Annotated in this window: 24 protein-coding genes; 19 read left to right on the top strand and 5 right to left on the bottom strand. The window is 72.5% G+C overall.

What is annotated here, in order from left to right:
- Window positions 1-66 precede the first annotated feature (66 nt).
- Window positions 67-198 carry an LPFR motif small protein gene (locus IG94_RS44125; RefSeq protein WP_252103562.1) on the bottom strand — a complete coding sequence of 44 codons (132 nt, stop codon included), beginning with the start codon at window positions 196-198 and terminating at the stop codon, window positions 67-69.
- Window positions 199-334: 136 nt separating this feature from the next.
- Window positions 335-1,216: an SCO6745 family protein gene (locus IG94_RS0130640; protein ID WP_031044632.1), complete on the bottom strand. Its 882-nt coding sequence runs from the start codon at window positions 1,214-1,216 to the stop codon at window positions 335-337.
- A gap of 112 nt (window positions 1,217-1,328) precedes the next feature.
- Here IG94_RS0130640 and IG94_RS0130635 point away from each other — a divergent pair, with 112 nt between their 5' ends.
- Together IG94_RS0130635 and IG94_RS0130630 are read left to right on the top strand one after the other, a co-directional pair.
- Window positions 1,329-2,288 (top strand): GlxA family transcriptional regulator, encoded by a 960-nt coding sequence (locus IG94_RS0130635; protein ID WP_031044628.1) that lies wholly within the window; start codon window positions 1,329-1,331, stop codon window positions 2,286-2,288.
- 122 nt (window positions 2,289-2,410) lie between these two features.
- Complete coding sequence (locus tag IG94_RS0130630) at window positions 2,411-3,046, top strand: DJ-1/PfpI family protein (protein WP_031044625.1); 636 nt, start codon at window positions 2,411-2,413, stop codon at window positions 3,044-3,046.
- Here IG94_RS0130630 and IG94_RS0130625 read toward each other — a convergent pair.
- Window positions 3,033-3,788, bottom strand: coding sequence for an enoyl-CoA hydratase/isomerase family protein (locus IG94_RS0130625; RefSeq protein WP_031044623.1), 756 nt, complete (start codon window positions 3,786-3,788; stop codon window positions 3,033-3,035). The genes IG94_RS0130630 and IG94_RS0130625 overlap by 14 nt on opposite strands.
- 245 nt (window positions 3,789-4,033) lie before the next feature.
- Here IG94_RS0130625 and IG94_RS0130620 point away from each other — a divergent pair, with 245 nt between their 5' ends.
- Window positions 4,034-4,504: an ATP-binding protein gene (locus tag IG94_RS0130620; RefSeq protein ID WP_043485013.1), complete on the top strand. Its 471-nt coding sequence runs from the start codon at window positions 4,034-4,036 to the stop codon at window positions 4,502-4,504.
- A 16-nt stretch (window positions 4,505-4,520) separates the two neighbouring features.
- Here IG94_RS0130620 and idi read toward each other — a convergent pair whose 3' ends face one another.
- On the bottom strand, window positions 4,521-5,114 hold the full coding sequence (idi, locus tag IG94_RS0130615; protein ID WP_031044618.1) for an isopentenyl-diphosphate Delta-isomerase: 594 nt from the start codon (window positions 5,112-5,114) through the stop codon (window positions 4,521-4,523).
- A 408-nt stretch (window positions 5,115-5,522) separates the two neighbouring features.
- Complete coding sequence (locus tag IG94_RS0130610) at window positions 5,523-6,458, bottom strand: cation diffusion facilitator family transporter (RefSeq protein ID WP_031044615.1); 936 nt, start codon at window positions 6,456-6,458, stop codon at window positions 5,523-5,525.
- 479 nt (window positions 6,459-6,937) lie between these two features.
- On the opposite strand from IG94_RS0130610, the gene IG94_RS0130605 reads away from it, so the two are divergent.
- The 16 genes from IG94_RS0130605 to IG94_RS0130535 all read left to right on the top strand — a co-directional run.
- Complete coding sequence (locus IG94_RS0130605; protein WP_031044611.1) at window positions 6,938-8,764, top strand: DUF5941 domain-containing protein; 1,827 nt, start codon at window positions 6,938-6,940, stop codon at window positions 8,762-8,764.
- Window positions 8,761-9,513, top strand: a complete 753-nt coding sequence (locus IG94_RS0130600) for a phosphocholine cytidylyltransferase family protein (protein ID WP_031044608.1) — start codon at window positions 8,761-8,763, stop codon at window positions 9,511-9,513. Before IG94_RS0130605 ends, IG94_RS0130600 begins: the two co-directional genes overlap by 4 nt.
- A complete protein-coding gene (locus IG94_RS0130595) occupies window positions 9,501-10,562 on the top strand; it encodes an iron-containing alcohol dehydrogenase family protein (RefSeq protein WP_031044605.1) in 1,062 nt (353 codons plus the stop codon). Before IG94_RS0130600 ends, IG94_RS0130595 begins: the two co-directional genes overlap by 13 nt.
- Window positions 10,540-11,319, top strand: coding sequence for a CDP-alcohol phosphatidyltransferase family protein (locus tag IG94_RS0130590; protein WP_078536179.1), 780 nt, complete (start codon window positions 10,540-10,542; stop codon window positions 11,317-11,319). The genes IG94_RS0130595 and IG94_RS0130590 overlap by 23 nt, the downstream gene beginning before the upstream one ends.
- A gap of 8 nt (window positions 11,320-11,327) precedes the next feature.
- On the top strand, window positions 11,328-12,200 hold the full coding sequence (locus IG94_RS0130585) for a glycosyltransferase family 2 protein (RefSeq protein WP_031044600.1): 873 nt from the start codon (window positions 11,328-11,330) through the stop codon (window positions 12,198-12,200).
- Window positions 12,201-12,303: 103 nt separating this feature from the next.
- Window positions 12,304-13,233: an ABC transporter permease gene (locus IG94_RS0130580; RefSeq protein ID WP_031044599.1), complete on the top strand. Its 930-nt coding sequence runs from the start codon at window positions 12,304-12,306 to the stop codon at window positions 13,231-13,233.
- The gene (locus tag IG94_RS0130575; RefSeq protein ID WP_031044596.1) at window positions 13,226-14,014 is read left to right on the top strand and encodes an ABC transporter ATP-binding protein; all 789 of its coding nucleotides are present in this window, start codon (window positions 13,226-13,228) and stop codon (window positions 14,012-14,014) included. Before IG94_RS0130580 ends, IG94_RS0130575 begins: the two co-directional genes overlap by 8 nt.
- 359 nt (window positions 14,015-14,373) lie before the next feature.
- Window positions 14,374-15,321: a squalene synthase HpnC gene (hpnC, locus tag IG94_RS0130570; protein ID WP_031044584.1), complete on the top strand. Its 948-nt coding sequence runs from the start codon at window positions 14,374-14,376 to the stop codon at window positions 15,319-15,321.
- The gene (gene hpnD, locus IG94_RS0130565) at window positions 15,318-16,268 is read left to right on the top strand and encodes a presqualene diphosphate synthase HpnD (RefSeq protein WP_031044581.1); all 951 of its coding nucleotides are present in this window, start codon (window positions 15,318-15,320) and stop codon (window positions 16,266-16,268) included. The genes hpnC and hpnD overlap by 4 nt, the downstream gene beginning before the upstream one ends.
- A complete protein-coding gene (locus tag IG94_RS44245) occupies window positions 16,268-16,426 on the top strand; it encodes a DUF6380 family protein (RefSeq protein WP_224222461.1) in 159 nt (52 codons plus the stop codon). Before hpnD ends, IG94_RS44245 begins: the two co-directional genes overlap by 1 nt.
- On the top strand, window positions 16,423-17,859 hold the full coding sequence (gene hpnE / locus IG94_RS0130560; protein ID WP_031044578.1) for a hydroxysqualene dehydroxylase HpnE: 1,437 nt from the start codon (window positions 16,423-16,425) through the stop codon (window positions 17,857-17,859). Before IG94_RS44245 ends, hpnE begins: the two co-directional genes overlap by 4 nt.
- 68 nt (window positions 17,860-17,927) lie before the next feature.
- Entirely contained in the window at window positions 17,928-18,992 is a 1,065-nt protein-coding gene (locus IG94_RS0130555; protein ID WP_031044574.1) for a polyprenyl synthetase family protein, read from the top strand.
- A 118-nt stretch (window positions 18,993-19,110) separates the two neighbouring features.
- A complete protein-coding gene (gene shc, locus IG94_RS0130550; RefSeq protein ID WP_031044572.1) occupies window positions 19,111-21,153 on the top strand; it encodes a squalene--hopene cyclase in 2,043 nt (680 codons plus the stop codon).
- Window positions 21,153-21,794 carry a phosphorylase family protein gene (locus IG94_RS0130545; RefSeq protein ID WP_031044569.1) on the top strand — a complete coding sequence of 214 codons (642 nt, stop codon included), beginning with the start codon at window positions 21,153-21,155 and terminating at the stop codon, window positions 21,792-21,794. Before shc ends, IG94_RS0130545 begins: the two co-directional genes overlap by 1 nt.
- A 6-nt stretch (window positions 21,795-21,800) precedes the next feature.
- Window positions 21,801-22,823: an adenosyl-hopene transferase HpnH gene (gene hpnH / locus IG94_RS0130540; protein WP_031044566.1), complete on the top strand. Its 1,023-nt coding sequence runs from the start codon at window positions 21,801-21,803 to the stop codon at window positions 22,821-22,823.
- Between the two features lie 4 nt (window positions 22,824-22,827).
- Window positions 22,828-23,151 (top strand): flavodoxin-dependent (E)-4-hydroxy-3-methylbut-2-enyl-diphosphate synthase (locus tag IG94_RS0130535; protein WP_031044563.1); only part of this gene is annotated, 324 nt, incomplete at its 3' end.

The following is a 23,151-nucleotide window of genomic DNA, read 5'->3' as shown; positions in this document are numbered from 1 at the left end:
CCGACAAACGGGGATCAGGGCGGCCGTCCGGGCCGGTCGGACCGGACGGCCGCCGAGGGCCCCGGGTCAGACCCCGCGGCCCCGGGCGGTGGACGAGGCACCGCCGAAAAGCCGGGCCAGCGCCCGGAAGGGAAGCGTCACCACGGTGGCGACTGCGCCACCGATCTGGCGCAGTACGTCTGCGATGGCACGGAACACGAGAAGCCCCTTTCGTCCGCCCGGCCCCTCCGGCCGGGCGCGGTACGGGTACCTCCGGACCGGCCCGGCATGCCCGTTCGTCCGCCGGGCGTGTCCTCGTCGCCGGCGCAGGCCGCCGTCGCGGGCCGCGCCGGCGTCAGCTCGTGCCGATCAGGTCCGCCGGGAAGGCGCCCGCGCCGAGTGCCTTGCGCGCGAAGCCCGTTCCGAGTTCCGTCAGGCGTGCCACACCCGCCGGTCCGAGGTGGGCGTAGGGGGCGGCGTCCAGCTTGTCCGTCTCCCGCTCCACCGCGGCGCGCAGCGCCGTGCCCTCCTCGGTCGGCGCGCCGGCCTCGTCGAGCAGCCCGCGCCCGCGCAGCCGGTCCGCCGCGGCGTCCCACTCCTCCCTGCTCCAGCCCCGGGTGCGGAAGATCCACTTGGGGGCCATGCCCTTGCCGGTCGCGGTGTGCGTCACCAGCGCCTCCAGACCGTCCAGGCCGGCGGCCAGCAGGGCGGCGAGGTGGCCGTCGCCGCGGTGCTCGCGCAGCAGGGTCGCCGCGTGCCAGAGGGCCAGGTGCGGCGCGTCGGGCACCGGCAGGTCCGCGTGGGCCGAGTAGAGCGGGCGGCCGCTGCGCGAACAGCCCTCGGCGGCGCGCAGGGCGAGGCCGGCCGCCTCGGCCAGCTCCGCGGAGGCCAGGACCTCCTCGCCCAGCAGCCGGCGCAGGGTCGCGTCGACGGCACGCGCGCGTGCCGCGAGAGCCTGGTTGGGGGTGACCGTCTCCCACACGGCGGGGACGTGCCGGGCGACGAGATCGTGCTTGTAGTTGTAGAACGCGGCGGTCACCGCGCCGGCGCCCACCGGTCCCAGCGCGGCGGCGCGCGCCGCGAAGTTGACCGCCCGCGGGTCGGTGACCCCGAGGGCGCCCAGCTCCCGGCCCAGGTCGGGCGAGAAGTAATGCGTCGAGTGCAGGGAGTTGAGCGCGTTGTGGCAGCGGCGGCCGGCGCGCGTGTCCGTGACGGCATCGGTGGCGTGGGTTGTCATGCCGCGCAGGTTACCAACCGCTCAGTACGCCCCCCAGGGCGCGTGCGGCATGGCAGGAAAGGTGGGTTATTCGTCATTGCGGCCCTCGGTCGGAGGGCGAAGAATCGTGGGCATGGCGCAGCGAACCGTCCTTTTCGTCCTCTTCGATCGGGTCCAGAGTCTCGACGTCACCGGTCCCGTGGAGGTCTTCGCGGGTGCCGAACAGCACACACCGGGCACGTACCGCATCCGGACGGCCTCCCTGGACGGGGCGCCCGTGCGCACGTCCAGCGGTCTGACCGTCGTACCGGATCAGGCGCTCGCCGACGCGCCGGAGGCGCACACCCTGGTCGTGCCCGGCGGGCAGGGCACCAGGGACGCCGACCCGCGGCTGACCGACTGGGTGCGCGAGCACGGACCGCGCGCCCGGCGGCTGGTCTCCGTCTGCACCGGCGCGATCCTGCTCGCCCGGGCCGGTCTTCTGGACGGCCGCCGCGCCACCACCCACTGGGCCTACAGCGACCGGCTCGCGCGCGACCACCCGGCCGTGGCGGTCGACCCCGACCCGATCTACATCCGCGACGGGCGGGTGGCCACGTCCGCGGGCGTGACCTCCGGTATCGACCTCGCCCTCGCGCTGGTGGAGGAGGACCTGGGGCGGGACGCCGCGCTGGCCGTCGCCCGCCATCTGGTGGTGTTCCTGCGCAGGCCGGGGAACCAGGCCCAGTTCAGCGCGCAGCTGGCCGTCCAGACCGCACGACGGGAGCCGCTTCGGCACCTGCAGCAGTGGATCACGGAGCACCCGGGCGCGGACCTGTCCGTGGAGTCCCTCGCCGCCCGGGCCGGTCTGTCGCCCCGCCACTTCGCCCGCGCCTTCCAGGCGGAGACCGGCACCACCCCCGGCCGGTACGTCGACCGGGTCCGGCTCGAACACGCCCGGCGGCTGCTGGAGGACGGCGGCGACGGCGTCGAGGGCGTCTCCCGCGCCAGCGGCTACGGAACGCCGGAGGCCATGCGCCGCGCCTTCGTCAAGGCCCTCGGCGCCTCTCCCGCCGAGTACCGCCGCCGCTTCCGCCCCGCGCCCGCCTCCTGAACGGCGCCTGACCGATCGGTCAGGACCGCGCGCCCGAATGCCCGAATGCCCCAACAACGGAAGAGCGCATGCCCGAACGACGGAACGAGGAAACAGAATGACCGAGACAGGGAGCGAGTGACATGCGTATCGCCATCGTCCTCTTCGACCGCTTCACCGCCCTGGACGCCGTGGGCCCGTACGAGACCCTCGGCCGCCTGCCCGACTCGGAGACCGTGTTCGTCGCCGAACGGACCGGCCCCGTCCGCACCGACACCGGAAACCTCGCGCTCACCGCCGACCGGACCCTGGCCGACGTGCCGGACCCCGACATCGTCGTCGTCCCGGGCGGTCCCGGGCAGACCGCGCAGATGGAGAACGCGACCCTGCTGGACTGGCTGCGCGCCGCCGACGCCACCAGCACCTGGACGACGTCCGTCTGCACCGGCTCCCTGCTGCTCGCCGCCGCGGGACTGCTGGCCGGCCGCCGCGCCACCTCGCACTGGCTGGCACTCGGTCTCCTGGAGGGCTACGGGGTAGAGGCGACCGGCCGGCGGGTGGTCACCGACGGCAAGTACGTCACCGCGGCCGGTGTCTCCTCCGGCATCGACATGGGCCTGACCCTGCTCGGCCGGATCGCGGGCGACGACCACGCCCGGGCCGTCCAGCTGATGACGGAGTACGACCCGCAGCCGCCCTACGACGCCGGGTCCCCGGACAAGGCACCCGCGCATCTCGTCGAGGCCCTGCGTGACGGGAGCCGGTTCACCCCGGCGTAGCCGCGGTCCAGCCGAAACGCGGCTCCCGGCGCTCCAGGAAGGCGGCGACCCCCTCCGCGGTGTCGCCGCTGCCGCGTGCCTGTGCGGCCCAGTGGGCGTCCCGGTCCGTGCGCCCGTCAGCGAACTCCTTCGCCGCGGCCTGCGTCAGCAGGGAACGGGAGGCCAGGACCCGGGTGAACCGCGACACCCGCTCGTCCAGTTCGTCCTCCGGCAGCACCTCGTCCACCAGGCCGGTGCGCAGCGCCCGCGAGGCGTCGATCAACTCGCCGCTGAACAGCAGGTACTTCGCGGTGGACGGCCCCGTCAGCGTCACCAGCCGCCGGGTGGCGGACGCCGCGTACACGACCCCCAGCTTGGCCGGGGTCACCCCGAACAGCGCGGACCGCCCGGCGAAACGCAGGTCGCAGGCCGCCGCCAACTGCACGCCGCCGCCCACGCAGTGCCCCCTGACCGCCGCGAGCGTGGGCTTGGGGAAGGCGGCGAGGGCCTCCTCGGCCCGTACCGCCAGCTGCTGGGCCTCCTCGGCCGACTCGCGCAGGGTCGAGATGTCGGCCCCCGCGCAGAACGTCGCGCCCTCGCCGGTGAGCACCAGCGCCCGTACCCCGGGGTCGGCCGCCAGGGCGTCCAGGAGTTCGGGCAGGGCCCGCCACATCGCGGCCGTCATGGCGTTGCGCTTGGCCGGATGATGGACTGTGACGGTGGCCACCGAGTCCTCGACCCGGTGCAACAGCTGCGGCTCCATGGACCGGATGCTATCCACCGGCCGCTCCGCTCCGAGCGGCCGGGTGATCGGCTTCGAGCGGGCGGTCGCGCTTCAAGCGGGCGGCGCAGAGGGACAGAAGCGCTCTCACAACCGACCGTCTCATGCGGCATCGATCAGAATCGCTCGATACTTGCTGACTTGTGTTCAGTGCTCCGGTGCGGAGGGGCGCGTTACCAACACTCAGGGGTGTGGTGACAATCGAGCCCAGGGGTGACGACCGGACGATGGACGAGACGGGGCCCGCCGGGCCGTTGCCGTACGAGGGCGTCTGGCGGTTCACGGCCCCCGCCGTGGACGCCTCGGTCCCGCAGGCGCGGCACGCCGTGCGCGACCTGCTGGTGCGCCAGGGCGTCCCCGTCTCGGACGACGTGACGCAGGCACTGCTGCTGATCGTCTCGGAACTGGTCACGAACGCGGTCCGGCACGCGGCGGTCGTGTCGCCGGAGCTGGCCGTCGAGGTCGCCGTCGGGCCCGAGTGGGTGCGGGTGGCGGTGGAGGACGACCACCCCTACCGCCCCACCGCCCTGGAGACCGACCACGGCCGGACGGGCGGACGCGGGCTGCTCCTGGTCCGGGAGATCACCCGCGAGGCGGCCGGGGCCTGCGACGTGGCGCACACCGCGAGCGGCGGCAAGGTGATCTGGGCCGCCCTGCCGCTCAAGTACACCCCGCGGCAGGACCTGCCGACCGGCTGACGCCCCCCACCCGGCCTCACCAGTCGGCGGAGGAGCCCGTCAGTTCGCGGACGGCCGGGCGGGCGGCGTCCAGCACCGTCATGAACCAGGCCGAGAAGGTGTCCGCCGCATGCCGTTCGGCCAGTTCGGCCGGGGAGACGAAGGCCGTCTGCGCCACTTCCTCCGGGTCCGGCCGCAGCTCGGCCTGGACGAGGCCGACGAACAGATGGTTGTACTCCTGCTCGACCAGCCCGGAGGCCGGGTCGGGGTGGTTGTAGCGCACCGTGCCCGCCTCGGCGAGCAGCGACGGGGAGACGCCCAGCTCCTCGTACGTCCGCCTGGCCGCCGCCGCGAACGGCGCCTCGCCGGGGTAGGGGTGACCGCAGCAGGTGTTGGACCACACACCCGGGGAGTGGTACTTGCCCAGCGCCCGCTGCTGGATCAGCAGCCGCCCCCGCTCGTCGAAGAGGAACACCGAGAAGGCGCGGTGCAGCTGCCCCGGTGGCTGGTGCGCCGAGAGCTTCTCCGCGGTGCCGATCGTCACGCCGTTCTCGTCGACCAGTTCCAGCAAAATCGCGTCTGCGGTGCCGTTCGACGAACTGTGCGTCGCGGTGGCAGGAGTGATCGGCATACCCATCCTTCACATCGGTCCTCGCGCCCCAAGTGTGCCGTACGGCCCGGCACTCTCGGCACTTCCCGGCCCGCCCGCATGTCCCACGTGCCCAAAGGGCCGACGGACGTGACCGGTCGGACACCGAGGAAGGGTCCGAAGGGTGAGCGTGCCCTGCACCGCCGTGCGGGAACCGTCGGGCACCGCCGCCGGGGGAGTGCCGGGGAAGGCCGGGAGCGAACGGGCGGCGGACTGTCGCACGCGACGGCGCGCCCCGATGCCCGCACGCCCCCCGGGGAGGCGGAGACCTCGACGCACCTTGCTCCCGCACCACCGCCCGCACCACTGCCGCTCAGTAGCCCGCCCCACCGCCGCTCGGCGGCCCGGCCGCCCCACCGCCGCTCAGCGGCCCGGCCGCCCCCCGACCGCTCAGTGGCACAGCCGTGCCTCGTGCTCCGCGTGACCGCTGGGCTCCAGCTGGAAGGTGCAGTGCTCGACGTCGAAGTGGTCGCCCAGGCACCCCTGCAACTCGTGGAGCATCTTCTCGTGGCCGATCGCGCTGAGCGCCTCGCCGCTCACCACCACGTGCGCGGACAGCACCGGCATGCCCGAGGTGATCGTCCAGGCGTGCAGGTCGTGCACGTCCTCGACCCCGTCGAGGGCCAGTATGTGGGCCCGTACCTCGGCGATGTCCACTCCCTTGGGGGCCGCCTCCAGCAGCACCTCCAGGGTCTCGCGCAGCAGCCGCCAGGTGCGCGGCACGATCATCAGCCCGATGACCAGGGAGGCGATCGGGTCGGCGGGCTGCCAGCCGGTCCCCAGGATCACCAGCGCCGAGACGATCACCGCCAGTGACCCCAGCGCGTCCGCCGCCACCTCCAGGAAGGCCCCCCGCACGTTCAGGCTCTCCTTCTGCCCGCGCATCAGCAGCGTCAGCGAGATCATGTTCGCCACCAGGCCGATCGCGCCGAACACGACGGTCAGTCCGCCCGCGGTGTCGGCGGGGGTGACGAACCGCTCCACCGCCTCGAACAGCACGTAGCCGCCGACGCCGAGCAGCAGCAGGCAGTTGGCCAGGGCGGCGAGGATCTCGGCGCGGGCGTAGCCGAACGTGCGGCGGTCGCTCGCCGGACGGCTCGCGAAGTGGACGGCCAGCAGCGCCATGCCGAGGCCCAGGGCGTCCGTCGCCATGTGCGCGGCGTCGGCGATCAGCGCCAGCGAGTCGGCGAGCACCCCGCCGACGATCTCGACGACCATCACGACGAGGGTGATCGCCAGCGCCACCCGGAGCCTGCCGCGGTACGCGGCGGTCGCCGTGCCGGCGTGCGCCCCGTGCGCGTGTCCGTGATCGTGCCCAGCCCCCATGAGAAAGCCGCCTCCCTGTCTCTCCGGTGCCACGTCCGGAGCCCAAGTCAACTACGGGTAGGGGGTATCCGGCAACGCGGCACTGAACACCGTTGTCATGTGCCCTGACCTGCGAAAATGTTATGCAGGTCAGCGCCTTGGCCGATGGTGTGCGATCGATGTGGAGGGTTCGGTTCCGCCAGCTGGGCGACCGGCCGCCCCGGGCCCGCCCCGACCCTGTGCGCGGGTTCGCCGATCCCGGGCGATGCCCGTGATGCCCGGTCTGGGGGCGTGGTTTGTGGGGCGGGCCCCGGATCCACGATGATGATCGCGGCAAAGGCGGGTCCAAGTGACGTCGACCGACCGTGAAACGGGCGGTGAACACGGTGTTCCGGGCATCCGATACCCTCTGCCGACATGACGCCCGGGTGCCGCAGGCACGGGCGCTCCACCATGCACAGGCCCGACGTCCCGACGTCGGCACCAGGGAGTGAGTTCGGTTGCCGACCGCCATCCTCACCGGTCCACCGGTCCCCGGTTCGTCGATCGAGAGCGAACTGCGGTCCCTGGGTTTCGACGTGCGCCCCGCCTCCGGCACCGCCGACACCGAGACGCTGCTGGCCCGGGTCCCGGCCGCGGACCGGGTCGCCGTGGTCGACGCCCGCCTCGTCGGCCACCGGCACGCCCTGCGCCTCGGGCTCACCGACCCCCGCTTCCCGCTCGCCGCCATCCCGGGCGCCGTCACCGCCCAGCCGGCCGCCCGTCGGGCACTGACCCGCGCGATGGCCCGCGAGAACAGCGCGAGCGGCGGCACCGCACTCGACGTCGACAGCCTCGCCGACCGGATCGCCGCCGCCCTCGACGCCGACGGCGCCGACGTGCACCGCCCCGAACTCGGCACCCTCGTCGCCGCCGTGCCCGCCGGCCCGCAGGCCCGCAACGAGGCACGGCAGGCCGTCGCCGCCGTCGACGACGAGGCCGTACGCCTGAAGTCGGCGGTCAAGGCCCGCGACGGCTTCGTCACCACCTTCTTCGTCAGCCCCTACTCCCGCCACCTCGCCCGCTGGTGCGCCGGACGCGGTCTGACGCCCAACCAGGTCACCACCGCCTCGCTCGGCACCGCGCTGGTGGCGGCGGGCTGCGCGGCCACCGGCACCCGGGCCGGTTACGTCGCGGCCGGCGTCCTGCTCGTCGGCTCCTTCGTCCTCGACTGCGCCGACGGACAGCTCGCCCGCTACTCCCTCCAGTACTCCACCCTCGGCGCCTGGCTCGACGCCACCTTCGACCGCGCCAAGGAGTACGCCTTCTACGCCGGCCTCGCCCTCGGGGCCGCCCGCGGCGGCGACGACGTATGGGCCCTGGCCCTCGGGGCGATGGTCCTCCAGGCCTGCCGCCACGTCGTCGACTTCTCGTTCAGCGAGGCGAACGCCGACAGCACGGCCGTCGCCATAGGCACCAGCCCCACCGCGGCCCTCTCCCACCGGCTCGACGACGTCGGCTGGACCGTCTGGCTGCGCCGCGTCATCGTCCTGCCGATCGGTGAGCGCTGGGCCATAATCGCCGTCCTGACCGCGGTCGCCACGCCCCGGATCACCTTCTGCGCGCTGCTGATCGCCTGCGCGTTCGCCGCCGCCTACACCACCGCGGGCCGCCTCCTGCGCTCGCTGACCCGCCGGGCCACCCGGACCGACCGGGCGGCGAGGGCGCTGGCCGACCTCGCCGACTCCGGCCCGCTCGCCGAGGCGGCCGCCCGGCGGCTCGGGACGACCGCGCGCCGACTGCCCGCCCTCGCCGCTCCCGGCCTCGCCCTGCTCGGCGGCGGTGCCGTCGTCGCGGCGGCGGCGCTCACCGGCTTCGGCGGCCCCTGGCCCGTGGCCGGCGCGCTCGTGTACGCCGCGGCCTCCGCCCTCGCCGTCGCTCGCCCCCTCACGGGCGCCCTCGACTGGCTGGTTCCGCCCTTCTTCCGCGCCGCCGAGTACGGCACAGTCCTGGCACTGGCGGCGAAATCCGACGTGAACGGGGCGCTTCCGGCGGCTTTCGGGCTGGTGGCCGCGGTCGCCTACCATCACTACGACACGGTCTACCGCATCCGCGGCGGCGCGGGAGCGCCACCGCGGTGGCTGGTCCGGACCGTCGGGGGGCACGAGGGCCGCACGCTGGTGATCACCGTGCTCGCCGTGCTGCTCACCGCCTCGCAGTTCAAGGTCGCGCTCACGGCTTGTGCCGTGGCCGTGGCACTCGTGGTGCTCGCCGAGAGCATCCGCTTCTGGGTCGCCGCCCACCGGGCCGGCGCACCCGCCGTACACGACGAAGGAGAACCCGCATGATCGGCCTCGTGCTGGCGGCCGGCGCCGGCCGGCGTCTGCGTCCCTACACCGACACCCTGCCCAAGGCACTGGTGCCGGTCGGCCCCGAGGGCGCGGAGGACAGCATCACGGTGCTCGACCTGGCCCTGGCGAACTTCGCCGAGGTCGGCCTGACCGAGGTCGGGATCATCGTCGGCTACCGCAAGGAGGCCGTGTACGACCGCAAGGAGGAGCTGGAGCAGAAGTACGGCGTCAAGCTCACCCTCATCGACAACGACAAGGCCGAGGAGTGGAACAACGCCTACTCCCTCTGGTGCGGCCGCGGCGCCCTCGACGACGGTGTGATCCTCGCCAACGGCGACACCGTGCACCCGGTCTCCGTCGAGAAGACCCTGCTCGCCGCCCGCGGCGACGGCAAGAAGATCATCCTCGCCCTCGACACGGTGAAGAGCCTCGCCGACGAGGAGATGAAGGTCGTCGTCGACCCCGACAAGGGCGTGCAGCGCATCACCAAGCTCATGGACCCGGCCGAGGCGACCGGCGAGTACATCGGCGTCACCCTCATCGAGGGCGAGGCCGCCGCCGACCTGGCCGACGCGCTGAAGACCACCTTCGAGCGCGATCCGCAGCTGTACTACGAGGACGGCTACCAGGAGCTCGTCAACCGCGGCTTCAAGGTCGACGTCGCCCCGATCGGCGACGTCAAGTGGGTCGAGATCGACAACCACGACGACCTCGCCAAGGGCAGGGAGATCGCGTGCCAGTACTGACGAGGCTCATCCCGTCACCGGTCGTCGTGGACATCCGCGCGGGTGCCCTCGACGACCTGGGGGACGTGCTCGCCGACGAGCGCATCTCCCACTCGGGCAAGCTCGCCGTCGCCGTCAGCGGCGGCTCCGGCGCCCGGCTGCGCGAGCGCGTCGCCCCGTCGCTGCCCGGCGCCGACTGGTTCGAGGTCGCCGGCGGCACCCTGGACGACGCGATCAAGCTGGCCGTCGCCATGAAGGGCGGCCACTACGACGCGGTCGTCGGGCTGGGCGGCGGCAAGATCATCGACTGCGCCAAGTTCGCGGCGGCGCGCATCGGCCTCCCGCTGGTCGCCGTGCCCACCAACCTCGCGCACGACGGTCTGTGCTCGCCGGTCGCCACCCTCGACAACGACGCGGGCCGCGGCTCCTACGGCGTGCCGAACCCGATCGCCGTCGTCATCGACCTGGACGTCATCCGCGCGGCCCCGGCCCGCTTCGTGCGCGCCGGCATCGGCGACGCCGTCTCCAACGTATCCGCGATCGCGGACTGGGAGCTGGCCAACCGGGTCAAGGGCGAGCGCATCGACGGCCTGGCCGCGGCGATGGCCCGCCAGGCCGGCGAGGCCGTGCTGCGGCACCCCGGCGGCATCGGCGACAACGAGTTCCTCCAGGTGCTGGCCGAGGCGCTGGTGCTCAGCGGCATCGCCATGTCGGTCTCGGGCGACTCGCGACCGTCCTCGGGCGCCTGCCACGAGATCAACCACGCCTTCGACCTGCTCTTCCCCGAGCGCGCGGCCGCCCACGGCGAGCAGTGCGGACTGGGCGCGGCCTTCGCCATGTACCTGCGCGGGGCCCACGAGGAGTCCGCCCACATGGCCGAGGTACTGCGCCGGCACGGGCTCCCGGTCCTGCCGGACGAGATCGGGTTCACGCCCGCGGAGTTCGTCCGGGCCGTCGAGTTCGCCCCGCAGACCCGACCGGGCCGTTACACGATCCTCGAGCACCTCGACCTGAAAACCGACCAGATCAAGGACCAGTACGCCGACTATGTCAAGGCCATCGGTAGCTGAACTACGCCCGGTCGTCCATCCCGCGGGAGTCAAGGACCGGCGCAGCGGGGAGCACTGGGCGGGACGCCTCTACATGCGCGAGGTCTCGCTGCGGATCGACCGCTACCTGGTGAACACCAGGGTCACGCCCAACCAGCTCACGTACCTGATGACCGTCTGCGGCGTCCTGGCCGCCCCGGCGCTGATGGTGCCGGGCATACCGGGCGCCGTGCTCGGCGTCGTCGCGGTCCAGCTCTACCTGCTGCTGGACTGCGTCGACGGGGAGATCGCCCGCTGGAAGAAGCAGTACTCGCTCGGCGGCGTCTACCTGGACCGGGTCGGCGCCTACCTCACCGACGCCGCCGTCCTGGTCGGCCTCGGCCTGCGCGCCGCCGACCTCTGGGGCACCGGCCGGATCGACTGGCTGTGGGCCTTCCTCGGCACGCTGGCCGCGCTCGGCGCCATCCTCATCAAGGCCGAGACCGACCTGGTGGGCGTCGCCCGGCACCAGGCCGGCATGGAGCCCGTCAAGGAGGCCGCCTCCGAGATCCGCTCCTCCGGCATGGCACTGGCCCGCCGGGCCGCCGGGGCGCTCAAGTTCCACCGGCTGATCCTCGGCATCGAGGCGTCCCTGCTGATCCTCGTCCTCGCCATCGTCGACCAGGCGCGCGGCGACCTGTTCTTCACCCGCCTCGGCACCGCCGTACTCGCCGGCATCGCGCTGCTGCAGACGCTGCTGCACCTGGTGTCCGTCCTCGCCTCCAGCAGGCTGAAGTGAGCGGGGCCGTGAAGGTCGGCGCGGTCGTCATCACGATGGGCAACCGTCCCGAGGAACTGCGCGCCCTGCTCGACTCGGTCGCCAAGCAGGACGGCGACCCGGTCCAGGTGGTCGTGGTCGGCAACGGCTCGCCCGTCCCGGAGGTCCCGGACGGCGTGCGCACCGTCGAGCTGCCCGAGAACCTGGGCATCCCCGGCGGGCGCAACGTCGGCATCGAGGCCTTCGGCCCGGACGGACGGGACGTCGACGTCCTGCTCTTCCTCGACGACGACGGCCTGCTCGCCCGCACCGACACCGCCGAGCTGTGCCGCGAGGCGTTCGCGGCCGACGACGAGCTGGGCATCATCAGCTTCCGCATCGCCGACCCGGACACCGGCGAGACCCAGCGCCGGCACGTCCCGCGGCTGCGCGCCTCCGACCCGATGCGCTCCTCGCGGGTCACCACGTTCCTCGGCGGCGCCAACGCCGTACGCACCCGCGTCCTGGCCCAGGTCGGCGGGCTGCCTGACGCGTTCTTCTACGCCCACGAGGAGACCGACCTCGCCTGGCGGGCCCTCGACGGGGGCTGGATGATCGACTACCGGTCGGACATGGTGCTCAACCACCCCACGACCGCGCCCTCCCGGCACGCCGTCTATCACCGCATGGTCGCCCGCAACCGCGTCTGGCTCGCCCGCCGCAACCTCCCCGCGCTGCTGATCCCGGTCTACCTCGGCGTCTGGATGCTGCTGACCCTGCTGCGGCGTCCCTCGCGACCTGCGCTGAAGGCCTGGTTCGGCGGTTTCCGCGAGGGCTGGTCGACCCCGTGCGGCCCCCGCCGCCCCATGAGGTGGCGTACGGTGTGGCGGCTGACCCGGCTGGGCCGGCCCCCGGTGATCTGACAAGCTCGTACCCGAGAGCGTTCCGGCCCCGGCCGGGGCGACAGGACAGGTCCATGCCCAGGCTCGCGCGGCCGGGCATTTCCGAAGACGAAAGTTTCCACCAGTGAGTGAGACAACGCACGACGGCACGGTCGCCATGACCAAGCCCGTGGCGCCCGACGAGGGCCTCACCCCGGCCCGGCTCGCGGCCAGGCACGGGCTGTCCGTGAGCGGTGCCCGACCGTCCCTCGTGGAGTACGTCCGTCAGCTCTGGGGACGGCGGCACTTCATCCTCGCCTTCTCCCAGGCGAAGCTGACCGCCCAGTACAGCCAGGCCAAGCTCGGCCAGTTGTGGCAGGTGGCCACGCCGCTGCTGAACGCGGCCGTCTACTTCCTGATCTTCGGCCTGATCCTCAACGCGGGCCGCGGCATGCCCAAGGACGTCTACATCCCGTTCCTGGTGACGGGCGTGTTCGTCTTCACCTTCACCCAGTCCTCGGCGATGGCGGGCGTGCGCGCCATCGCCGGCAACCTCGGCCTGGTGCGGGCGCTGCACTTCCCGCGCGCCTCGCTGCCGGTGTCGTTCGCGCTCCAGCAGCTCCAGCAGCTGCTGGCCTCCATGATCGTGCTGTTCGCGGTGGTCATCGGCTTCGGCAGCTATCCCGCGCTGTCCTGGCTGCTGGTCGTCCCGGTGCTGGTGCTGCAGTTCCTCTTCAACGTGGGCCTCGCGCTGGTGGTGGCCCGGATGGGGGCCAAGACGCCGGACCTGGCCCAGCTGATGCCGTTCATCATGCGGACCTGGATGTACGCGTCGGGCGTCATGTTCTCCATCCCGATCATGCTGGAGGACAAGCCGGCCTGGCTGGCCGACGTGCTGCAGTGGAACCCGACCGCCGTCTACATGGACCTGATGCGCTTCGCGCTGATCGACGGATACGGCTCCGGGAACCTTCCGCCGCACGTCTGGGCGGTCGCGCTCGGCTGGGCCGTGGCCCTCGCCGTGGGCGGCTTCGTGTACTTCTGGAAGGCTGAGGAGAGGTACGGCCGTGGCTGAGCTGCAGCAGGACGAGCGGGTGCCGACGGTCATCGCGGACGAGCTGCACATCGTCTACCGCGTCAACGGCGCCAAGACCGGCAAGGGCAGCGCGACCGCCGCCCTGAGCCGCATGCTCAAGCGGGGCTCCGACGACACGGCGCGGGGGGTGCGCAAGGTGCACGCGGTGCGCGGTGTCTCCTTCACCGCCTGGCGGGGCGAGGCCATCGGCCTGATCGGCTCCAACGGGTCCGGCAAGTCGACCCTGCTGCGGGCCATCGCCGGCCTGCTGCCCGCCGAGCGCGGCAAGGTCTACACCGACGGGCAGCCCTCCCTGCTCGGCGTGAACGCGGCCCTGATGAACGACCTGACCGGCGAGCGGAACGTGATCCTCGGCGGCCTGGCCATGGGCATGACCCGCGAGCAGATCAAGGAGCGCTACCAGGACATCGTCGACTTCTCGGGCATCAACGAGAAGGGCGACTTCATCACCCTGCCGATGCGCACGTACTCCTCCGGCATGGCCGCCCGGCTGCGGTTCTCCATCGCCGCCGCCAAGGACCACGACGTCCTCATGATCGACGAGGCGCTGGCCACCGGCGACCGCAAGTTCCAGACCCGCTCCGAGGAGCGGATCCGGGAGCTGAAGAAGGAGGCCGGCACCGTCTTCCTGGTCAGCCACAACAACAAGTCCATCCGCGACACCTGCAACCGCGTCCTGTGGCTGGAGCGCGGTGAACTGCGCATGGACGGCCCGACCGACGAGGTCCTCAAGGAGTACGAGAAGTTCACGGGCAAGTAGCCCGGCGCGCCGAGGCCCCGCCGGAATTGTTCCGGCGAGGGCCCGTCTCTGCAAAGGAAACGTCAACTCCTGGCGTTCTCAGGAATCTTGAACGCAATCGGTGTGTTGTTGTGATGTGCGGTGCCCCCCGACGGACGGCCGTCAGTTGTACAACGTAAGCTGTACCGGTCCCGATACGCGGCACATGGGGTGATAATGCCCGACACCCTCGAGCGGGCCCGTCCTGTGGGCGGACGGGCGGCGTGTCCGAAATAGTGTGTATTGGGTAGGCAGTGTAGAACGGGAGATGTGACGGCAATGGCTACGGAAACTCCCCAGCTCCGCGAAGCGTGCGCCGTTGCCGCCCAGGGCAGCCTGCGATGACGGTCACCGATCCGGCGCAGGCCGCCGATCCGGAGCGCGCCACCCTCGACAAGGCCGCGCACGAGAACTTCCCCGTGGCCCCCTTCTTCCTGCCCCGTGCCTGGCGCGCCGACCTCATGGCCGTCTACGGCTTCGCCCGCCTCGTCGACGACATCGGCGACGGAGACCTCGCCCCCGGCGGAGCCGACGCCCGCCTCCTCGGGGTCCCGGCCGAGCACGCCGACGACCGGCTGCGGATGCTGGACGCCTTCGAGGAGGACCTGCACCGTGTCTTTGTCGGCTCCGCCGATGCCGCCGGCGACGCCGGCACCGACGGCGGAGACGGCACGCCCCGCCACCCGCTGCTGCGCCGCCTGGTGCCCACCGCGCGCCGGTGCGCGCTGACGCCGGAGCCCTTCCTCGGCCTGATCGCCGCCAACCGCCAGGACCAGCTCGTCGCCCGGTACGAGACCTACGACGACCTGCTCGCCTACTGCGAGCTGTCCGCCAACCCGGTCGGCCGCCTCGTCCTCGCGGTCACCGGCACCTCGACCCCCGAACGGATCCGCCGCTCCGACGAGATCTGCACCGCCCTCCAGATCGTCGAGCACCTCCAGGACGTCGCCGAGGACCTCGGCCGGGACCGGGTCTACCTGCCCGCCGAGGACATGAAGCGCTTCCACGTCCAGGAGGCGGACCTGGCCGCCCCCACCGCGAACGCGCCGGTGCGCGCCCTGATCGCCCACGAGGCCGGGCGCGCCCGGGAACTGCTGAATGAGGGCGCCCCCCTGGTGGGTAGCGTTCACGGCAGGCTGCGCCTGTTGCTCGCGGGGTTCGTGGCGGGAGGCCGGGCGGCGCTCCACGCGATCGCCGCGGCGGATCACGACGTACTTCCCGGCCCGCCCAAGCCCGGCAAGGTCCAGTTGCTGCGCGAGGCGGGCGTGGTTCTGCGAGGAGAGGGGTGATCGAGGCCGTGGAGTCGTCAGCGAACATGCCGGCACCGGTGCTCGCCGCCTACAGCTACTGCGAGGCCGTCACCGGTCGGCAGGCACGCAACTTCGCCTACGGCATCCGGCTGCTGCCCGCCCCCAAGCGGCGGGCGATGTCGGCGCTGTACGCGTTCTCGCGCCGCGTCGACGACATCGGTGACGGCGGACTGCCGGCCGACGTCAAGGTCGACCGCCTGGAGGAGACCCGTGCGGTGCTCGCCCGGATCCACGAGGGCGCGGTCGAGGAGGACGACACCGACCCGGTCGCCGTCGCCCTCGCGCACGCGGCCCGGCAGTTCCCGGTCCCGCTCGGCGGCCTCGACGAGCTGATCGACGGCGTCCAGATGGACCTGCGCGGCGAGACGTACGAGACCTGGGACGACCTGAAGGTCTACTGCCGCTGCGTGGCGGGCGCCATCGGCCGCCTCTCGCTCGGCGTGTTCGGCACCGAACCGGGCGCGCGCGGCATCGAACGCGCGCCCGAGTACGCCGACACGCTGGGTCTGGCGCTCCAGCTCACCAACATCCTGCGCGACGTCCGCGAGGACGCCGAGGACGGCCGGACCTACCTGCCCGCCGACGACCTCGCCAAGTTCGGCTGCTCGGCCGGGTTCGACGGGCCGACGCCGCCGGAGGGCGCCGACTTCACCGGACTCGTCCACTTCGAAGTGCGCCGGGCCCGCGCCCTTTTCGCCGAGGGCTACCGGCTGCTCCCCATGCTCGACCGGCGCAGCGGCGCGTGCGTGGCCGCCATGGCCGGCATCTACCGCCGCCTGCTCGACCGCATCGAGCGCGACCCGGAGGCGGTGCTGCGCGGCCGGGTCTCGCTCCCCGGACGCGAGAAGGCGTACGTCGCGGTGCGGGGCCTGTCCGGTCTCGACGCCCGGCACGTCACCCGGCAGACCGTCAGGAGGCGCGCCTGATGGGTACTCCCGGCAGACTCGACACGCCTCCGCCGGCCGGTGCCCCCGGCGGTGTGCGGCGGGCAACCCTCCGGTGGCGGTCGGCGTCCCTGACTGAGACGGTCTGCCGTACGCCGGTCACAGATCACGGCGGCCGGACGAAGAGGGGCGCACCATGACGCAGGCCAACGGCGCGGGCGACGGCGGGCGGCTCACGGACGTCTCCGCCCTCCGCCCGGGCGGGCACGCCGTCGTGGTCGGCGGCGGACTCGCCGGGGTCACCTCCGCGCTCGCGCTCGCCGACGCCGGAGTGCGGGTCACCCTGCTCGAAGGACGGCCTCGCCTGGGCGGCCTGGCCTTCTCCTTCCAGCGCGGCGACCTCACCGTCGACAACGGCCAGCACGTGTACCTGCGCTGCTGCACCGCCTACCGCTGGTTCCTCGACCGGATCGGCGGCGCGGCGCTCGCGCCGGTGCAGGACCGTCTCGACGTGCCCGTTCTCGACCTGGAGCGGCCCGAGGGCAGACGGCTCGGCAGACTGCGGCGCGACGCGCTGCCCGTCCCCCTGCATCTGGGCCGCAGCCTGGCGGCCTACCCGCACCTCTCCCTCGCCGAGCGCGCCTCGGTGGGGCGTGCCGCGCTCGCGCTCAAGGGACTCGACCTCGCCGATCCGACCCTGGACACGCAGGACTTCGGCAGCTGGCTGACCGCGCACGGTCAGTCGGCGCGTGCCGTCGAGGCCCTGTGGGACCTGGTCGGGGTCGCCACCCTCAACGCGGTCGCGGGCGACGCCTCGCTGGGGCTCGCCGCGATGGTGTTCAAGACCGGTCTGCTGTCCGACCCGGGAGCGGCCGACATCGGGTGGGCCCACGTTCCGCTGGGCGAACTGCACGACCGGCTGGCCCGCAAGGCGCTCGACTCCGCGGGCGTCCGTACCGAGGTCCGTACACGTGCCACCTCCGTATCTGTAAACGAGAACGGCGGCTGGAGCGTTCAGGTTCCCGGCGAGACGCTCGAAGCGGACGCGGTCGTCCTCGCCGTACCCCAGCGCGAGGCCCACGACCTGCTGCCGGACGGCTCGCTCGACGCCCCGGAGAATCTTCTGAGGATCGGCACCGCGCCGATCCTCAACATCCACGTGGTCTACGACCGCAAGGTGCTCGCCGCGCCGTTCCTCACGGCCCTTGGCACCCCCGTGCAGTGGGTGTTCGACCGTACCGAGGCCTCCGGGCTGAAGGAGGGTCAGTACCTGGCGCTGTCGCAGTCGACCGCGCAGAACGAGATCGACGAGCCCGTGGCCGCGCTCCGCGAGCGGTACCTGCCCGAACTGGAGCGGCTGCTGCCCCGCACCCGGGGTGCCGAGGTGAAGGACTTCTTCGTGACCAGGGAGCGCACCGCGACGTTCGCTCCCGCCCCCGGCGTCGGCCGTCTGCGGCCCGGCGCCCGCACCAAGGCACCCGGCCTCTACCTGGCCGGAGCGTGGACCGCCACCGGGTGGCCCGCGACGATGGAGAGTGCGGTTCGCAGCGGCGTCGGAGCGGCCGGCGCCGCGCTCGGCGCGCTGGGCCGGTCCCGCGGCCTCCTCCCCGACTTCTTCGAGGAGGCGGCGTGAGAGCCGACCCCGGTGGGACCGACTTCCGCACTCCCGCCACCCCCACTGGAGGAGAGACTGTGCCCACTGTGCCCCCGGCCCCGGCGGCCGATCGACGGACCACGGTGGACGTGACCGCGCTCCTGGAGCGCGGCCGGACCCTGACCGCGCCGGTCCTGCGGGCGGCCGTCGACCGCCTGGCCCCTCCCATGGACACGGTCGCCGCCTACCACTTCGGCTGGATCGACGCCGCGGGCAACCCCGCGGCGGGCGACGGCGGCAAGGCCGTCCGACCCGCCCTCGCCGTGCTCTCCGCCGAGGTCACCGGTGCCGCGCCCGAGACCGGCGTGCCCGGCGCGGTGGCCGTGGAACTGGTCCACAACTTCTCCCTCCTGCACGACGACCTGATGGACGGCGACGAGCAGCGCCGCCACCGCGACACCGTCTGGAAGGTGCACGGCCCCGCCCAGGCCATCCTGGTCGGCGACGCCCTGTTCGCCCTCGCCAACGAGGTGCTCCTCGAACTGGGCACCGTCGAGGCAGGCCGCGCCACCCGCCGGCTGACCAGCGCCACCCGCGCCCTGATCGACGGCCAGGCCCAGGACATCTCCTACGAGCACCGCGACCGGGTCACCGTCGAGGAGTGCCTGGAGATGGAGGGCAACAAGACCGGCGCCCTGCTCGCCAGCGCCAGCTCCATCGGCGCGGTCCTCGGCGGCGCCGACGAGCACACCGCCGACGTCCTGGAGAAGTACGGCTACCACCTGGGCCTCGCCTTCCAGGCCGTCGACGACCTGCTGGGCATCTGGGGCGACCCGGACGCCACCGGCAAGCAGACCTGGAGCGACCTGCGCCAGCGCAAGAAGTCGCTGCCGGTCGTGGCCGCCCTCGCGGCCGGCGGGCCCGCCTCCGAGCGCCTCGGCGAGATCCTCGCCGCCGACGCCAAGACCAGTGACTTCGCGAACTTCTCCGAGGAGGAGTTCGCGGCCCGCGCCGTTCTCATCGAGGAAGCGGGCGGGCGGGAGTGGACCGCCGACGAGGCGCGTCGCCAGCACACCATCGCCATCGAAGCCCTCGACGCCGTCGACATGCCCCACCGGGTGCGGGACATGTTCACGGCCCTCGCGGACTTCGTCGTCGTACGAAAGAGATGATCATTATCGGTCGAATAGCCCTCGCGTAGTCGCCGGCCGGTGTCGTGGAGACACGAGCACCGGCCGACGGCGGACCCACAGCAGACGCACCGTATGCACACTGCACGAAGGGGAAGCCATGACAGCGACGACCGACGGAAGCACCGGAGCCTCCCTGCGGCCCCTGGCAGCCTCGGCCAGCGACACCGACATCACGATCCCCGACACGGCGGCCGGGGTACCCGAAGCCGCCGCACGCGCCACGCAGCGCGCCACCGACTTCCTGCTGTCCAGGCAGGACGCCCAGGGCTGGTGGAAGGGCGACCTCGAGACCAACGTCACGATGGACGCCGAAGACCTGCTCCTGCGTCAGTTCCTCGGCATCCAGGACGAGGAGACCACGCGCGCCGCCGCCCTGTTCATCCGTGGCGAGCAGCGCGAGGACGGCACCTGGGCCACCTTCTACGGCGGCCCCGGCGAACTGTCCACCACCATCGAGGCGTACGTCGCCCTCCGCCTGGCCGGCGACGCACCCGACGCCCCGCACATGGCACGGGCCTCGGAATGGATCCGGTCCCGCGGCGGCGTCGCCTCCGCACGGGTCTTCACCCGGATCTGGCTGGCCCTGTTCGGCTGGTGGAAGTGGGACGACCTGCCCGAACTCCCGCCGGAAATCATCTACTTCCCCACCTGGGTCCCGCTCAACATCTACGACTTCGGCTGCTGGGCCCGGCAGACCATCGTGCCGCTCACCGTCGTCTCCGCGAAGCGCCCTGTCCGCCCCGCGCCCTTCGCGCTGGACGAGCTGCACACCGACTCCGCCCGGCCCAACCCGCAGCGGCCGCTGGCACCGGCGGCCAGCTGGGACGGCGCCTTCCAGCGCATCGACAAGGCCCTGCACGCCTACCGCAAGGTCGCCCCGCGCCGGCTGCGCAAGGCGGCGATGAACAGCGCCGCCCGCTGGATCGTCGAGCGGCAGGAGAACGACGGCTGCTGGGGCGGCATCCAGCCCCCGGCCGTCTACTCGGTCATCGCCCTCTACCTCCTCGGTTACGACCTCGAACACCCCGTGATGCGGGCCGGCCTCGAGTCGCTCGACCGTTTCGCCGTGTGGCGCGAGGACGGGGCCCGGATGATCGAGGCCTGCCAGTCCCCGGTGTGGGACACCTGCCTGGCCACCATCGCGCTGGCCGACGCGGGCGTCCCCTCGGACCATCCGCAACTGGTCAGGGCCGCCGACTGGATGCTGGGCGAGCAGATCGTGCGTCCCGGCGACTGGTCGGTCAAGCGCCCCGGACTCCCGCCCGGCGGCTGGGCGTTCGAGTTCCACAACGACAACTACCCCGACATCGACGACACCGCCGAGGTGGTGCTCGCCCTGCGCCGCGTCCGGCACCACGACCCGGAGCGGGTGGAGAAGGCGATCGGGCGCGGGGTGCGGTGGAACCTCGGCATGCAGTCGAAGAACGGCGCCTGGGGCGCCTTCGACGTCGACAACACCAGCGCCTTCCCCAACCGGCTGCCGTTCTGCGACTTCGGCGAGGTCATCGACCCGCCGTCCGCGGACGTCACCGCGCACGTCGTCGAGTCGCTCGCTGTCGAGGGCCTCGCCCACGACCCGCGCACCCGCCGCGGCATCCAGTGGCTCCTGGACCACCAGGAGGCGGACGGCTCGTGGTTCGGCCGCTGGGGCGTCAACTACGTCTACGGCACCGGCTCCGTGATCCCCGCCCTGACCGCCGCCGGACTGCCCGCCTCGCACCCGGCGATCCGCCGCGCGGTGCGCTGGCTGGAGTCCGTCCAGAACGAGGACGGCGGCTGGGGCGAGGACCTGCGCTCCTACCGGTACGTCCGCGAGTGGAGCGGCCGGGGCGCCTCCACCGCCTCGCAGACCGGCTGGGCGCTGATGGCCCTGCTGGCGGCGGGGGAGCGGGAGTCCAGGACCGTCGAGCGCGGCGTCGAGTGGCTCGCGGCCACCCAGCGCGAGGACGGCTCCTGGGACGAGCCCTACTTCACGGGCACCGGCTTCCCGTGGGACTTCTCCATCAACTACCACCTCTACCGCCAGGTCTTCCCGCTCACCGCCCTCGGCCGGTACGTCCACGGGGAACCCTTCGCCAAGAAGCCCCGCGCCGCCGAGATCCGCACCGGGGCCGCCCCGGCCGAGGTGAAGGGCAGCTGATGACCCCGCAGACCGGCCCGTCCCCGCTGCTGATCGCCTGCGCGCTCGGCATCGAGCACCTCGCCCTGCGCACCGGCGACCGCGGTGGCGCCGGCGGGCCGGTCACCGTCCTGCGCACCGGCATGGGCCCCAAGGCGGCGGAACGCTCGGTCGCCCGGGTCCTCGCCGACCCGGCCCTGGGCGGCGCCGCCGTGCTCGCCACGGGCTTCTGCGCGGGACTCGCCCCCGGCATGCACCCCGGCGACCTGGTCGTCGCCGAGGAGACCCGGGACCCGCGCTCCACCGTCGCCTGCGTGGCGACCGAGCGGCTCGTCAAGGAACTCGCGCGAGCCGTCCCGGGGCGCACCGTCCACACCGGGCCGCTGACCGGCTCGGACCACGTCGTCCGCGGCCCCGAACGCGCCGACCTGCTCGCGACCGGCGCGATCGCCGTGGACATGGAGTCCGCGGCCACGCTCCTGAGCGCCGTCCGTACGGGCGCGCGCCCCGTTGCGGCCGTACGGGTGGTCGTGGACGCTCCAGAACACGAACTCGTCCGGATCGGCACAGTACGCGGTGGAATATCAGCTTTCCGCGTCCTTCGATCCGTTCTTCCCGCATTTTTCGAATGGCACCGTTCTTTGTTGCTCCCCCGGAGGTGAGCCCAGATGGCCATGCCGCTGCGCCAGTCCATCAAGGTCGCTACATACCTGGCCGAACAGAAGATTCGCCGCCGGGACAAGTTCCCGCTCATCGTCGAGCTTGAGCCGCTCTTCGCCTGCAACCTGGCGTGCGAGGGGTGTGGCAAGATCCAGCACCCCGCCGGCGTGCTCAAGCAGCGCATGCCGGTCGCGCAGGCCGTGGGGGCGGTACTCGAATCGGGTGCGCCCATGGTCTCCATCGCCGGCGGCGAACCCCTCATGCACCCGCAGATCGACGAGATCGTGCGGCAGTTGGTGGCCAAGCGGAAGTACGTCTTCCTCTGCACCAACGCGATGCTCATGCGCAAGAAGATGGACAAGTTCAAGCCCTCGCCCTACTTCGCCTTCGCGGTGCACATCGACGGGCTGCGCGAGCGGCACGACGAGTCCGTGGCGAAGGAGGGCGTGTTCGACGAGGCCGTGGAGGCCATCAAGGAGGCCAAGCGGCGCGGCTTCCGGGTGACCACCAACTCGACCTTCTTCAACACCGACACCCCGCAGACCATCGTCGAGGTGCTCGACTTCCTCAACGACGACCTCAAGGTCGACGAGATGATGATCTCGCCCGCCTACGCCTACGAGAAGGCGCCCGACCAGGAGCACTTCCTGGGCGTGGAGCAGACCCGCGAGCTGTTCAAGAAGGCGTTCTCCGGCGGCAACCGGGCCCGCTGGCGGCTCAACCACTCCCCGCTGTTCCTCGACTTCCTCGAGGGCAAGGTCGACTTCCCGTGCACCGCCTGGGCGATCCCGAACTACTCCCTCTTCGGCTGGCAGCGCCCCTGCTATCTGATGAGCGACGGATACGTGCCCACGTACCGGGAGCTGATCGAGAAGACCGACTGGGACAAGTACGGCCGCGGCAAGGACCCGCGCTGCGACAACTGCATGGCGCACTGCGGCTACGAGCCCACCGCCGTCCTGGCCACCATGGGGTCGCTCAAGGAGTCCCTGCGCGCCATGCGCGAGACCGTCTCCTCGAACCGGGAGTGACGTCATGACCGCCATCCCCTTGGGGCTTCCCGAGGTACCGGTCCGGCCGATCGCCGAGCGGCGCCTGTCGCGGCGGATCCAGGTCGGACCGGTGGCGGTCGGCGGCGGGGCCCCGGTGTCGGTGCAGTCGATGACGACGACCCGTACCTCCGACATCGGTGCCACGCTTCAGCAGATCGCCGAGCTGACGGCGTCGGGCTGCCAGATCGTCCGGGTGGCCTGCCCCACGCAGGACGACGCCGACGCGCTGTCCGTGATCGCGCGGAAGTCGCAGATCCCGGTGATCGCGGACATCCACTTCCAGCCCAAGTACGTCTTCGCCGCGATC

The organism is Streptomyces olivaceus (assembly GCF_000721235.1).
Classification (GTDB): Bacteria; Actinomycetota; Actinomycetes; order Streptomycetales; family Streptomycetaceae; genus Streptomyces; species Streptomyces olivaceus.
This window is presented reverse-complemented; position numbering and strand designations above follow the sequence as displayed.

Coding starts and splice junctions, on each gene's coding strand:
- hpnE (WP_031044578.1), top strand. CDS start 16,423: ATGACGCAGGCCAACGGCGCGGGCGACGGCGGGCGGCTCACGGACGTC.
- IG94_RS0130635 (WP_031044628.1), top strand. CDS start 1,329: ATGGCGCAGCGAACCGTCCTTTTCGTCCTCTTCGATCGGGTCCAGAGT.
- IG94_RS0130590 (WP_078536179.1), top strand. CDS start 10,540: ATGTCAAGGCCATCGGTAGCTGAACTACGCCCGGTCGTCCATCCCGCG.
- IG94_RS0130625 (WP_031044623.1), bottom strand. CDS start 3,788: ATGGAGCCGCAGCTGTTGCACCGGGTCGAGGACTCGGTGGCCACCGTC.
- IG94_RS0130640 (WP_031044632.1), bottom strand. CDS start 1,216: ATGACAACCCACGCCACCGATGCCGTCACGGACACGCGCGCCGGCCGC.
- IG94_RS0130545 (WP_031044569.1), top strand. CDS start 21,153: ATGACCCCGCAGACCGGCCCGTCCCCGCTGCTGATCGCCTGCGCGCTC.
- IG94_RS0130630 (WP_031044625.1), top strand. CDS start 2,411: ATGCGTATCGCCATCGTCCTCTTCGACCGCTTCACCGCCCTGGACGCC.
- IG94_RS0130600 (WP_031044608.1), top strand. CDS start 8,761: ATGATCGGCCTCGTGCTGGCGGCCGGCGCCGGCCGGCGTCTGCGTCCC.
- shc (WP_031044572.1), top strand. CDS start 19,111: ATGACAGCGACGACCGACGGAAGCACCGGAGCCTCCCTGCGGCCCCTG.
- IG94_RS0130620 (WP_043485013.1), top strand. CDS start 4,034: ATGGACGAGACGGGGCCCGCCGGGCCGTTGCCGTACGAGGGCGTCTGG.
- IG94_RS0130610 (WP_031044615.1), bottom strand. CDS start 6,458: ATGGGGGCTGGGCACGATCACGGACACGCGCACGGGGCGCACGCCGGC.
- hpnH (WP_031044566.1), top strand. CDS start 21,801: ATGGCCATGCCGCTGCGCCAGTCCATCAAGGTCGCTACATACCTGGCC.
- idi (WP_031044618.1), bottom strand. CDS start 5,114: ATGCCGATCACTCCTGCCACCGCGACGCACAGTTCGTCGAACGGCACC.
- IG94_RS44245 (WP_224222461.1), top strand. CDS start 16,268: ATGGGTACTCCCGGCAGACTCGACACGCCTCCGCCGGCCGGTGCCCCC.
- hpnC (WP_031044584.1), top strand. CDS start 14,374: ATGACGGTCACCGATCCGGCGCAGGCCGCCGATCCGGAGCGCGCCACC.